This window comes from Actinomycetota bacterium, from assembly GCA_030776725.1.
GTDB lineage: Bacteria > Actinomycetota > Nitriliruptoria > Nitriliruptorales > JAHWKO01 > JAHWKW01.
This window is the reverse complement of the sequence record JALYHG010000006.1, coordinates 1-12573: the sequence shown is the minus strand read 5'-3', so window position 1 is coordinate 12573 and position 12573 is coordinate 1. Positions and strand designations below refer to the sequence as shown.

The following is a 12573-nucleotide window of genomic DNA, read 5'->3' as shown; positions in this document are numbered from 1 at the left end:
GCGGCGACGACCGCGTGAACGCCTGGCAGGTCGAGCTGCGCGGAGCGACCGCGCGCCGGACAGGTGACGCCTACGTCGTTCACCTGTCGACATCGATGCAGCCGCAAGCGCTGGTGGACCTCGACCGACGCCTCACCGACGCGGTCGGGCACGCTCCGCTGCAGCTGCTCGTCAACGACCCCGCCGACGTCGACGCGGCCGTGGCCATCCACGGGTGGTTCGTCGACAGCCGTCCGCGGACGCCGACAGGACAACCGTGATCCGCATCGTCGTCACCGCCATCGCCGTGCTGGCGTCCGCCGCAGCGCTCGCCGTGCCGGCCACCCCCGCCGCCGAGGCTGCGCCGGCGGACGTCTCCCGCTTCTTCGGTGGGCCGGGCACGGGCCGCATCGAGACCTCGGTGGCGCTGTCGCGAGCGGCGTTCCCCGCCGGCGCCCCGGCGGTCGTGGTGGCGTTCGGGTTCGATTTCCCCGACGCGCTGGCCGCCGCGCCGCTGGCGTCGGCGGCAGGCGGACCGGTCCTCCTCAACCTCCGTGAGCGCCTGCACGGCTCGGTCCGTGAGGAGGTGCAGCGTCTGGGGGCCCGCCGTGCCTTCCTGATGGGCGGATCGGCGGTGCAGTCAGAGACGGTCCGGTCCGACCTGCAGGCCATGGGCGTGGAGGTGGAACGGGTCGACGGCCCCGAACGGATGACCACCGCAGCGCAGGCTGCCCGGCGCGCCGTGGACCTGTGGCGATCGGCGGGGATACCGGCCGGCCAGCGGGTCCTGGTGGCGCTCGGCGCGCATCCCGATCCGTCCCGTGCCTGGCCGGACGCGCTCGCGGCTGGCGGCCTGGCTGGGCACGCCCGCTGGCCGCTGCTGTTGACCGACCGCGACCGGGTGCCCGAGGTCACCAACGCGACGTTGCGCGACCTCGGCGCCGAGCACGCCACCGTGGTGGGGGGGACGGCCGCCATCCCCGAGACCACCGAGGGACAGCTGGACGCCCCCCGCCGCGACCGCATCGCCGGGCCCAACCGGTTCGCGACCTCAACCGCCCTCGCCGACGTCGCGGTCACACACGGTGCGCGCCGCGCCACGGTCCTGGCGGCCACCGGAGGAAACTTCCCCGACGGGCTGGCTGCCGGGCCCACCGCGGTGTCGCTCGGCGGGGTGCTGGTGCTGGTCGGTGGCGAAGACCTGGTCGACTCGGCCGACACCAAGGCCTGGGCCGAGGCGCACCGCGGGGCGATCCAGCGCGTCCGCGTGGCAGGAGGCCCGGCCGCGGTCGCCGACGAGGTTCTGGGCCAGATCGGGTTCGCGTTGGTCGACCTGGCGCTGGGCCTGCACCAGGTCGGGAGCGGCTTCGAGTTCCCCACCCATGTCACCGGGGCGCCCGGCGATGACCGGATGTACGTCGCCGAACGTGCCGGGCGCATCCGCTTCCTGGACGGCAGCGTGTTCCTGGACATCCGCGGGCTGGTCTCGAGCGCCGGCCAGGAACAGGGCCTGCTCGGCCTGGCCTTCGACCCCGCGTACGCCAACACCGGCCGGTACTTCGTGCACTACACCGACGCCGCCGGTGACACGGTGGTCGCCGAGTACAACCGCGACGGCAGAACCCCACGGACCCTGTTCCGCTGGGATCAGCCCGCCGCCAACCACAACGGCGGATCGCTGGAGTTCGGGCCCGACGGCGCGTTGTACCTGGCGCTGGGTGACGGCGGCGGGAGCGGCGACGCCTACGACAACGCCCAGCGGCCGGAGACGCCGCTGGGCGCGATCGTGCGCTTGGATCCGGCCAGCGGAGACTGGCGGACCTGGATGTACGGGCTGCGCAACCCCTACCGCTTCTCGTTCGATCCGCCCGACGGCACGGTCGTGATCGGAGACGTGGGTCAAAGCAACTACGAGGAGATCAACGTGGTCGCCTGGGACGCCACCGGGACGAACTTCGGGTGGCCGTGCCGAGAAGGCGCTCACGGCTTCGACCCCGTCCGGGCCGGCTGCCCGCAGAGCGGCCTGACCGACCCGGTGTTCGAGTACCCGCTCAACGGGACGTGTGCGGTGATCGGCGGGGTCGTGTACCGCGGGTCGGCGATCCCCGAGCTGCGTGGCCAGTACCTCTACGGCGACTACTGCGCCGGTTGGATCCGCGGGTTCCACGAACGCCACGGCTCCGTCACCGACGAGCGCCACTGGATGGACACGACCGCGCGGGTCACCAGCTTCGGGCGTGACAACGCCGGCGAGGCGTACGTCACCCTCACGGACGGCACCGTCCGCAGGCTCGTTCGCGCCTCCTAGAGCCCGCCCGGCGCCGCGGCTCCCACGGACGCCGCACACCGGCGTCGGGGACGGGCCAGCCACGGTCGTCGGCCGTACCATCGCGGAACGTTCCCGCGTCGAAGAAACCTGTCGTGATCTACCTCGACCACGCCGCCACCACCGTCCCACGCCCCGAGGCTCGGGCGGCGCTGGCGCGGTGGCTGCATCCCGATGCCAGGCTCGGGAACGCCTCGTCAGCGCACACCGCCGGGCAGGCAGCCCGAGTCGCGGTCGAGGAGGCCCGCGAACGCATCGCTCAGGTGCTCGGCGCATCACCGGCCGACATCGTGTTCACATCCGGCGGGACCGAGGCCGACAACCTGGCCGTCAAGGGCCTGGCCTGGGCCGGGGCACAGGCCGGACGACGACACCTGGTCGTGTCGGCTGTCGAGCACCCCGCGGTCCTCGATTCGGCCCGCTGGCTGGCGTCCGATCAGGGCTTCACCCTCACCGAGGTCGCCCCCCAGCGCGACGGCCGGGTGGATGTCGAGCAGGTCCTGGCGGCCGTCCGCGACGACACCGCGGTGGTCGCGGTCATGGCCGCCAACAACGAGCTCGGGTCCGTCAACGACGTCGCGACGCTGGGGACGGCGCTCCGCGACCGCGGCGTCCGGCTGCACGTCGATGCGGTGCAGGCGTTCGCGACCTCGGAGGTGGACGTGGCAGCCTGGCCGGTCGATGGGCTGGCGCTCTCGGCCCACAAGTTCGGCGGTCCCGGCGGGGTCGGTGTGGCCTACCTGCGCCGGGGGGTGCCGGTGGTGCCCGTCCTGCACGGCGGCGGCCAGGACCGTGGAGTGCGGTCGGGGACGTTCGCGGCGGCGCTCGACGCCGCCTGTGCCGCGGCGGTGACGGCCGCCGCGGCGGACCGGGACGCCCTTCACGAACGCCTGATGGCGTTGAGTGCGCGCTTGGCCGACGGGCTGCTGGCGATCACCGGGGTGCGCCGCAACGGACCGGCGGATCCCGCGCACCGGCTGTCGTCGCACGTGCACGTGTCCATCGACGCTGTCGACGGCGAAGCGCTGCTGTTCGCGCTCGACCGGGCCGGCGTGTGCGCCTCGACCGGCTCGGCATGTCACTCGGGCGCCAACCGCGCCAGCCACGTCCTGGTCGCCACGGGGCTCGACGACCTGGCGTCGCTGCGCCTCTCGCTGGGTTGGACCACCACAGAAGACGACGTCGACGCGGCGCTGTCGATCATCGCCGACGCGGTGGCGGAGCTGCGCGCCGTCGGTGGAGGAGGATTGTCGTGAACGTCCTCGTCGCGATGAGCGGCGGCGTCGACTCGTCCGTGGCTGCGGCCCTCTTGGTCGAGGAGGGCCACGACGTCACCGGCGTGCACCTCAAGCTCGCTGACGTGCCCGCTGACCGCCAGGTTCCCGGCCACGGGTGCTGCACGCTCGACGACGCTCAGGACGCCCGTCGGGTCGCCCAGCAGCTGCGGATCCCCTTCTACGTGTGGGACCTGCAGGATCTGTTCGTCCGTGAGGTGCAGGATCCGTTCGCAAGCGCCTACGCGGCGGGGTGCACACCCAACCCGTGCATCGCGTGCAACCGCAGCGTGAAGTACGCAGCACTGCTGGGACGTGCCACCACGCTGGGGTTCGATGCGATGGCGACGGGCCACCACGTGCGGCTGCGCCGTGACGGGGCGGGGCGGCTCCGGCTCCTACGCGCTGCCGATCGGGCCAAGGATCAGACCTACGTCTTGTACGTCGCGACCTCCGACCAGCTGGCGCGGTCGAGGTTCCCCGTCGGGGAGCTGACCAAGGATGAGATCCGGGCCGCCGCCGACGCGCGCGGTTTGCGGGTGGCGTCCAAGCCGGACTCCTACGACCTGTGCTTCGTCCCCGACGGTGACACCGCCGGGTACCTACGCGCGCGGCTCCCGGTCGTCCGCGGGCCGGTACTGGACCTCGACGGCACGGTGATCGGGGAGCACGAGGGGATCTGGCGGTACACGGTCGGTCAGCGCCGCGGGCTCGGGCTGAACAGCCACGAGCGCCGCTACGTCGTCGCCCTTGACCGCACCCGCAACGCCGTGGTCGTCGGTCCCCGTGAGGCGCTGGCCTGCCCGATGGTGGACCTAGCCACGGTCAACTGGGTGCGTGGTTCACCGCCGTTGGGGCCGGTGACGGCACAGCTTCGCGCACACGGCGAGCCGGTGGCCGCGGCGCTCACCGCCCACGATGGGGGGTACCGCGTGACGTTCGACGAGCCGGTCGAGGCCGTCGCGGCGGGGCAAGCCTGCGTGCTCTACCACGGTGACGAGTGTCTGGGCGGCGGCACCATCGTCGCGACCGACCGTGGCGCAGCGGTGATCCCCGCCGCGCGCTGACGGGGTCCCGACTGTGGCGACTACCATGCCTCCGTCATCGACAAGGACCGTGCGTGGCCCGCGTCTACCTGACCGACCTGGAGATCATCCGGCGGTACTCGGTCGCCACCCGCGGCGAGAGCGCTGACCTCGACGAGGTCGTGGAGGCGCTCCGAGCGGACCTGGAAGCGCTGAGCACCGAAACGCGACCCGAACCGACCGAGATCGTCCCGAAGCGCACCGCCGGGGACACGCCCTGGTTGTTCCGGCCAGCCGCGGACGCGGCAGATCGTCGGGAGCAGATCGCGCGCACACCGGCGGTGGAACCGGCGGAGGAGGTCACGCGCACACCGGCGGTGGAACCGGCGGAGGAGGTCAGGCCCACACCAGCGGTGGAACCGGCGGAGGAGGTCAGGCCCACACCGGCGGTGGAACCAGCGGAGGAGGTCACGCCCGCGCCGGCGGTGGAGGTCACGCCCGCGCCCGCGGTGGAACCGGCGGGGGAGGTCACGCCCGAGCCGGGGGTGGAACCGGAGGACACTGCCGAAGAGCTCGCCATGGCGGTCGTGGAGGACGCAGTCGCGGGGGTCGAGGAGGAACAGGTGCAACAGCCTGGGGACGAAGAGCGGATGCCGGGGACCGGCGACGAACCGACCCAGCACGGGGAAGAGGAGGCCGAGCGCGCCGAGGAGGAGCGCATCGAGGAGGGCGAGGAGCGCATCGAGGACTCGGCCGCCGAGCCGGCCGGGACCGCTTCCGAGCTGGGGCCGAGGAAGCGAGCGAAGAAAGCGACGGCGCAGCCGGCGAAGAGGGCGGCGAAGAAGGCAGCCAGCCGCCCGGCCAAGAGGGTCGGCAAGAGGACCACGAAGACGGCGACCACGCGCCGGGCGAAGAAGGCGGCCAAGAAGGCGGTCAAGAAGTCGACGAAGGCGCCCGTCAAGAAGGCAGTGAAGAAGGCGACGAAGAAGGCGGCGAAGGCACCCGTCAAGAAAGCGACGAAGAAGACCACCACGAAGAAGACCACGAAGAAGGCCACGAAGAAGTCCCCGAAGAAGGCGACGAAGAAGTCCACCCGGCGCCGGCCCGGCTGAGCCGGTGGCGGCCGTCCCCAACACGTTGGACGCGGCCCGACAGCGCCACGACGAGCTGTCGCGGGTACTGCACGAATCGAACTACCGCTACCACGTCCTGTCCGATCCGCCGATGTCGGACGCCCAGTACGACGCGCTGCTCCACGAACTCATCGAGCTGGAGGGCGCCTACCCGGCGCTGCGGACCCCCGCCTCCCCGACGCAGCAGGTCGGCGCCCCGCGCAGCGCCGCGTTCCCCGAACACCGCCACCTGGAACCGATGCTCTCGCTCGACAACGTCTTCGACCGCGAGGAGCTGGCCGCCTGGGAACGCCGGGTCGAGCGTTCCCTGGCCCGGGTCCCCACGTACGTGTGCGAGCTCAAGGTGGACGGGGTCGCGATCTCGTTGACCTACCGGCGCGGTGTCCTGGCCGTCGCTGCCACCCGCGGTGACGGCGTCATCGGCGAGGACGTCACCCCGCAGGTGCGGACGATCCGCAACGTCCCGTACCGGCTGGCGACCCCCGACCCGCCCGAGGTGGTCGAGGTCCGCGGCGAGGTCTACTTCCCGGTCGACGCCTTCGAGGCGATGAACGCCGAGCGCATCGAGCGGGGCGAGGCCGCGTTCGCGAACCCGCGGAACGCCGCGTCGGGGGCGCTTCGTCAGAAGGATCCTCGCATCACGGCCACGAGACCACTGGAGGTCGTGTGTCACGGGCTGGGCGCAGCCGAGGGCATCGCTTTCACCGCTCACAGCGAGTCACTGGCGTGGCTCCGCGACGCCGGCCTGACCGTGGCGGACGAGACCGAGGTGGTCGCCGACCTCGATCAGATCATGGACTACGTCAAGCGGTGGACCGAGCAGCGCCACGCACCCCGCTACGAGATCGACGGCGTGGTGGTCAAGATCGATGCGCTCGCCGACCGTGCGGAGCTGGGGACCACCGCCCGCGCGCCGCGATGGGCGGTGGCCTACAAGCTGGCTCCGGTCGAGAAGGAGACGCAGCTGCGCGGCATCCAGGTCAACGTCGGCCGCACCGGGAAGGTCACCCCCTTCGCGGTCCTCGAGCCCGTGTCGGTCGGCGGGGTGACCGTGGGGATGGCCACCCTGCACAACGACGATCAGGTCGCCGCCAAGGACGTCCGCCCGGGTGACACCGTGATCGTGCGCCGCGCGGGTGACGTGATCCCCGAGGTGGTCGGACCCGTCCTCGCCAAGCGCCCCCCGGGCTTGGAGCCGTGGCGAATGCCCAGCCACTGCCCGTTCTGCGCAACCGAGCTGGTCCGCCCGGAGGGGGAGGCCAACACGTTCTGCCCGAACCTGGACTGTCCGCAGCGGCTATGGGGGGCGCTGGAGCACTTCGCGAGCCGCGGGGCGATGGACATCGAAGGCCTGGGCGAGGAGACCGCCAAGCTGCTGCGTGACGAGGGGATGGTCCACAGCCTCGCGGACCTGTACGACCTGTCCGAGGAGGAGCTGCTGGCCCTGCCGGGCTTCGCGGACAAGAAGGCACGCGCGCTGCTGGGCTCCATCGAGGAGTCCAAGGACCGGGGTCTGGACCGGTTGCTGATCGGCCTCAACATCCGCCACGTCGGGCCGACCGTCGCCCGCACGCTGGCACGGCACTTCGGCTCGATCGATGCGCTGATGGCCGCCTCCGACGAGCAGATCGCGGCCGCCCCCGACATCGGCCCGGTGATCGCGCGGTCGGTTGCAGAGTTCCTCGGCGAGGACCGCAACCGGCGGCTGATCGATCGGTTGAAGGCGGCAGGCGTGAGAACCGACGTGCAACGGCGGCACGAGGGCGAGCTCCTGGCCGGGTGGACGGTGGTTCTGACCGGGACCTTGACGGGTTTCACCCGAGACGAGGCCAAGGAGGCACTCGAAGCGCGGGGCGCGAAGGTCACCTCGAGCGTGTCGTCGCGGACCAACGTCGTCGTGGCGGGGGAGGATCCCGGAACCAAGCTCGCCAAGGCCGAACAGCTCGAGGTCCCGGTCGTCGACGAGGCGGCCTTCGTCACGCTGCTCGAGACCGGGAAGCTACCGGCGGCTTGACGCGAGACCTGTTCGCGTACGGGACGTTGCAGCCGGGACGTTCGCTGTGGCCGGCGATCGCCGACTTGGTCGACGTGGTCGGTCCGGCGCGTTGCCGCGGCAGGCTCGTCGCCACCCCGATGGGTTGGCCGGCTGCCACGTTCGACGCCGAGGGCACCGTCCACGGCACGCTGCTCCGCCCCCGCGGACCACGATCCGCCGCGAGGCTGAGGTCCGTCGCGGACCGCATCGAGGCCGCAGGTGACCTGTTCGTTCGGGTGACGATCGAGGTGGACGGCCCCGACGGCCGCCAGCCGGCGGTCGCGTACGCCTGGAACCTCGAGCGCGGTCAGCCCCCGGGCAGGCCGCTTCCCGACGGCCGGTGGGAGCCGTGAGGACGCGACGAGGAGCTGCGCGCGGTCTCGCCTACCCTTGCACGACGTCCCGGACCCGGAGGTCGTGCGTGGCTCTGTCCGCCGAAGAGGTGCGTTACGTCGCGTCACTGGCCCGACTGGCCCTCAGCGACGACGACGTTCAACGGCTCGCACCGCAACTGTCGAAGATCCTCGAGTACGCCGAGCAGGTCGGACAGGTGGCTGCCGACGACGTGGTGGCCACCTCCCACCCGTACCCGCTGCACAACGTCCTCCGCGAGGACGCTGTGGCGCCCTCACCGCCACGCGAGGACCTGCTCGCGGCCGCCCCCGCGGTCGAGGACGACCGCTTCGTGGTCCCGCGGATCGTGGCGGAGGAGGGGTGATGGAGCTGATCGCCCGCTCCGCCGCCGAACTCGCCCGGCTGATGACGATCGGCGAGATCAGCGCCCGCGAGGTGGTCGACGCCCACCTGGGCCGCATCGCCGAGGTCGACGGTGACCCCACCGACGCCGGTCCTCGCGACGTCCACGCTTTCCTGCACGTGACCGCGGACGCGGCCCGGGCGCACGCCGCCGACATCGACGCACGCCGCGCGCGCGGCGAGGCGCTCGGGGGTCTGGCCGGCGTCCCGCTGGCCCTGAAGGACGTCTTCGTCACCCGCGGTGTGCCAACGACCTGCGGGTCGCGGATCCTTGAGGGCTGGCGGCCACCCTACGACGCCACGGTGGTCGAGCGTCTGCGCGCCGCGGACGTGGTGGTCGTCGGGAAGACGAACATGGACGAGTTCGCCATGGGGTCGTCGACAGAGAACTCCGGGTACGGCCCGACCCGCAACCCCTGGGATCTCGACCGCGTCCCCGGGGGATCTTCGGGCGGTTCGTCCGCCGCTCTCGCTGGGCTGCAGGCGCCACTCGCGTTGGGGACCGACACCGGTGGGTCCATCCGTCAGCCCGCCGCGGTCACCGGGACGGTGGGGCTCAAGCCCACGTACGGGGTGGTGTCGCGGTACGGCCTGATCGCGTTCGCCTCCAGCCTCGACCAGGCCGGACCGATGGCGCGGACCGTGGAGGACGCCGCCCTGCTGCATCAGATCATCGCCGGTCACGACCCGCGTGATTCGACGTCCATTCCCGAGCCGGCCCCCGACGTGATCGCCGCGCTGCGTGACGGCATCCGCGGTATGCGCGTCGGAGTCGTCCGCGAGCTCGGTGGCGAGGGCTACCAGCCGGGCGTCGCAGCCAGCTTCCGTGATGCCCTGGCCACGCTCGAGTCGCTGGGAACCGACGTCATCGAGTGCTCACTGCCACATGCCCCGTTCGCGCTCCCGGCCTACTACCTGATCGCCCCGTCGGAGGCGTCGAGCAACCTCGCACGGTACGACGGCGTCCGCTACGGCCTCCGCGTCGATGCGCCCACCACCGAGGAGATGAACGCGGCGACGCGGGCTCACGGCTTCGGTGCGGAGGTGAAGCGGCGCATCATGATCGGGACGTACGCGCTGTCGGCCGGGTACTTCGACGCCTACTACCTGCAGGCCGGGAAGGTCCGCACCCTGGTGCTGCGTGACTTCCAAGCCGCGTTCGACGAGGTCGACGTCCTGGTCAGCCCAACCTCACCCAACGTCGCGTTCCCGATCGCGGAGAAGATCGACGATCCCCTGGCGATGTACCTCAACGACATCGCCACGGTGCCGGCCAACCTGGCGGGCATCCCAGCGATCTCGGTGCCCAGCGGCTTGGACGACGCCGGTCTGCCGGTCGGCTTGCAGATCATGGCGCCGGCGCTCCGTGAGGATGTGGCGCTGCGGGTGGCGTGGGCCTTCGAGCAGGCCACCGGCTTCGACCCGATCCCCCGTGGCGCCAACGCCGTCGCGGTCCCCGGGGAGGTGGCGGCGTGACCGACGGCTGGGAGTTGGTGGTCGGACTCGAGGTCCACGTCGAGCTGAGCACCGCGTCGAAGATGTTCTGCGGTTGCGCGACGGACTTCGGCGCCCCGCCCAACACCCGGGTGTGCCCGGTTTGCACCGGCCAGCCCGGTGCGCTCCCGGTGGCCAACGCCGCAGCGGTGGACTCGGCCGCGCGGCTGGGACTGGCGCTCAACTGCGCGATCGCCCCGACCTGCTGGTTCCACCGCAAGAACTACTTCTACCCCGACCTGGCCAAGAACTACCAGATCAGCCAGTACGACATCCCGCTGTGCTCCGAGGGGTGGCTGGACGTCGACACCGACGGTGCGCCGGCCCGGATCGGCATCGAACGCGTCCACATGGAGGAGGACACCGGGAAGATGGAGCACCGCGGCGGCGGCGGACGCCTCCACGGCGCCGACAAGTCGCTGATCGACTACAACCGCTGCGGCATCCCGCTGCTGGAGTGCGTCTCCAAGCCCGACATCCGCAGCCCCGAGCAGGCGGGCGCCTTCGTCCGGGAGCTGCAGGGGATCGTTCGGACGCTGGGCATCTCGGACGCCAAGATGGAGGAGGGGTCGTTGCGGTGCGACGCCAACGTGTCGGTCCGCCGCATCGCCACGGACGGGACCAGCGACCCCTACGGGACGCGGTGCGAGATCAAGAACCTCAACTCCATCCGGTCGCTGGTCCGTGCGGTGACCTACGAGGCGGAGCGCCAGATCCACGTCCTCGAATCCGCCGGCCAGATCGTGCAGGAGACCCGCCACTGGGACGAGGAACGCGGCCTGACGGAGCTGTTGCGCCGGAAGGAGGCCGTGACCGACTACCGCTACTTCCCCGATCCCGATCTGGTCGAGGTGGTCTCGAGCGCGGCGTGGGTGGAGCAGCTCCGCGCCACGCTCCCCGAGCTGCCCGCCACCGCGCGCGGCCGGCTGGTCGAGGCCGGGGTCGACGCCGCGCAGGCCGCCACGATCGTGTCCTACGGGCTGCTGGCCTGGTACGACGCCGCCGTGGGGCTCGACGCTGACCCGCGGACGACCGCCAACTGGCTGACCGGCGAGGTCGTCGCGCAGCTCAACGAGCGCGGAGCCGAACCGGCCGACACCCCCATGACCGGTCACCACATCGGCGAGCTCGTCCGTCTGGTCGACGACGGCACGCTGTCCCACAAGCTCGGTCGGGAGGTCCTCGACGCGGTCTTCGAGACCGGAGCCGCACCGACCAGGATCGTCGAGGAGCGGGGACTGCAACAGATCTCCGACGAGGCTGCGCTCGAGGCACTGATCGAACGCATCATCGCGGATAACCCGGAGACGGCCGCCACGATCCGTGAGGGCAACACCAAGGCGATCGGGGCGCTCGTCGGTCAGGCGATGCGCGAGACCCGCGGACGAGCCAACCCACAGGTCGTCAACCAGCTCCTGGCCGACCGCATCCTGGGAGGCTGACCGTGTCGCCGTCCGTCACCGGCCTGGGGGAGCTCCAGGGTGCCCACCGCGGTCGGGTACCCTACGCATGATCTGCCCATCGATCGGCGCGTGAGTGATGCGGAGACCGGGGCCACCACGCGCGTCCGACTCCACGGAGGCTCCATGGGTCCGCTCCACTCCGACGCGCTGCTGCAGCTCGACGCTCCATCCGATGCGTTCTGTTCCGAGCCGACCGACATCCGCGTGGAGGGTTCGATCGAGCTGATCGAGCGCACGCCCATCCTGGCTCGCGCGACGATCGCCGTCGAGACGGAGCGTGCGTTCCACGTCCTGGACGTCACCGAGCACGCCCGCGAGCTGGTCGAGGGCTCGGGGGTGCAGGAGGGCACGGTCGTCGTCTACACGCCCCACACCACCTGCGCGGTCAAGATCAACGAGCGCGAGACGTGCTTCCTCGAGGACTTCCGGCTGTTCATGGAACGGCTCGTGCCGAGCGACGCCTACTACCGCCACGACGACTACGAGCTGCGCACCGAGAACCTCGACGACCCCGAGAGCGAACCCGTCAACGGCCACGCACACATCAAGTCGATGCTCGTGGGTTCCGCGTCGGAGCACATCCCGGTCGTCAACGGCGAACTGGCCATGGGCCGCTGGCAGCGGATCATGTTCATCGAGCTCGACCAGGCCCGACCGCGTCGGGTGGTCCTGCAGGTCCAAGGCTGGCGGTGAGACGTCAGCGGCACGCCCGCTCGGGATGGTGGCGCACGATCGCTTCTCGCCGACCGCGGCCGTCTGTAGCCTCCGGGGACGCAGCTTGACGGCGACGGAAGGCCACCGGATGCAACCACGGGACGTGGTCGAGGCTTGGCTCGGGGCGTTCAACCGGCACGACGCGGAAGCCTGTGGCGAGCTGTGCACGCCGGACGTGCACTTCATGGCGGGCGGAGGCAGGGAGGTCATCGACGGCAACATGGTGTTGATGACCGATCTGAAGCTGGCCTTCGAGCACTGGGAGAAGTGGACGCTGACGCCCAACCGCTGGACGTGCGACGGGGACCGCTGCGTGGTGGAGGTACACAACTACGCCATCTGCGGTGAGACCGGGAAGGTGCGTGAGACCGAGG

At 71.4% G+C, this 12573-nt stretch carries 12 protein-coding genes; all 12 read left to right on the top strand.

Features of this window, described 5'->3' with window-relative positions:
- On the top strand, nt 1-260 hold a 260-nt coding region (locus M3N57_00150), incomplete at its 5' end, for a hypothetical protein (protein ID MDP9021117.1).
- Complete coding sequence (locus M3N57_00145; GenBank protein MDP9021116.1) at nt 257-2287, top strand: cell wall-binding repeat-containing protein; 2031 nt, start codon at nt 257-259, stop codon at nt 2285-2287. The genes M3N57_00150 and M3N57_00145, both read left to right, overlap by 4 nt.
- 113 nt (nt 2288-2400) lie before the next feature.
- Nucleotides 2401-3561, top strand: a complete 1161-nt coding sequence (locus M3N57_00140; GenBank protein ID MDP9021115.1) for a cysteine desulfurase — start codon at nt 2401-2403, stop codon at nt 3559-3561.
- Nucleotides 3558-4646 (top strand): tRNA 2-thiouridine(34) synthase MnmA, encoded by a 1089-nt coding sequence (gene mnmA, locus M3N57_00135; GenBank protein MDP9021114.1) that lies wholly within the window; start codon nt 3558-3560, stop codon nt 4644-4646. The genes M3N57_00140 and mnmA overlap by 4 nt, the downstream gene beginning before the upstream one ends.
- A 53-nt stretch (nt 4647-4699) precedes the next feature.
- Entirely contained in the window at nt 4700-5716 is a 1017-nt protein-coding gene (locus M3N57_00130) for a hypothetical protein (protein ID MDP9021113.1), read from the top strand.
- Between the two features lie 4 nt (nt 5717-5720).
- Complete coding sequence (gene ligA / locus M3N57_00125) at nt 5721-7751, top strand: NAD-dependent DNA ligase LigA (GenBank protein ID MDP9021112.1); 2031 nt, start codon at nt 5721-5723, stop codon at nt 7749-7751.
- Complete coding sequence (locus M3N57_00120) at nt 7748-8125, top strand: gamma-glutamylcyclotransferase (protein MDP9021111.1); 378 nt, start codon at nt 7748-7750, stop codon at nt 8123-8125. The genes ligA and M3N57_00120 overlap by 4 nt, the downstream gene beginning before the upstream one ends.
- Before the next feature lie 68 nt (nt 8126-8193).
- Nucleotides 8194-8490, top strand: coding sequence for an Asp-tRNA(Asn)/Glu-tRNA(Gln) amidotransferase subunit GatC (gene gatC, locus M3N57_00115; protein MDP9021110.1), 297 nt, complete (start codon nt 8194-8196; stop codon nt 8488-8490).
- Nucleotides 8490-10004: an Asp-tRNA(Asn)/Glu-tRNA(Gln) amidotransferase subunit GatA gene (gatA, locus tag M3N57_00110; GenBank protein ID MDP9021109.1), complete on the top strand. Its 1515-nt coding sequence runs from the start codon at nt 8490-8492 to the stop codon at nt 10002-10004. Before gatC ends, gatA begins: the two co-directional genes overlap by 1 nt.
- A 62-nt stretch (nt 10005-10066) precedes the next feature.
- Nucleotides 10067-11464, top strand: coding sequence for an Asp-tRNA(Asn)/Glu-tRNA(Gln) amidotransferase subunit GatB (gene gatB / locus M3N57_00105; GenBank protein ID MDP9021108.1), 1398 nt, complete (start codon nt 10067-10069; stop codon nt 11462-11464).
- Nucleotides 11465-11608: 144 nt separating this feature from the next.
- Nucleotides 11609-12178, top strand: coding sequence for a secondary thiamine-phosphate synthase enzyme YjbQ (locus M3N57_00100; protein MDP9021107.1), 570 nt, complete (start codon nt 11609-11611; stop codon nt 12176-12178).
- Nucleotides 12179-12287: 109 nt separating this feature from the next.
- Nucleotides 12288-12573, top strand: a 286-nt coding sequence (locus M3N57_00095) for a nuclear transport factor 2 family protein (protein MDP9021106.1), incomplete at its 3' end; no start/stop codon positions are given.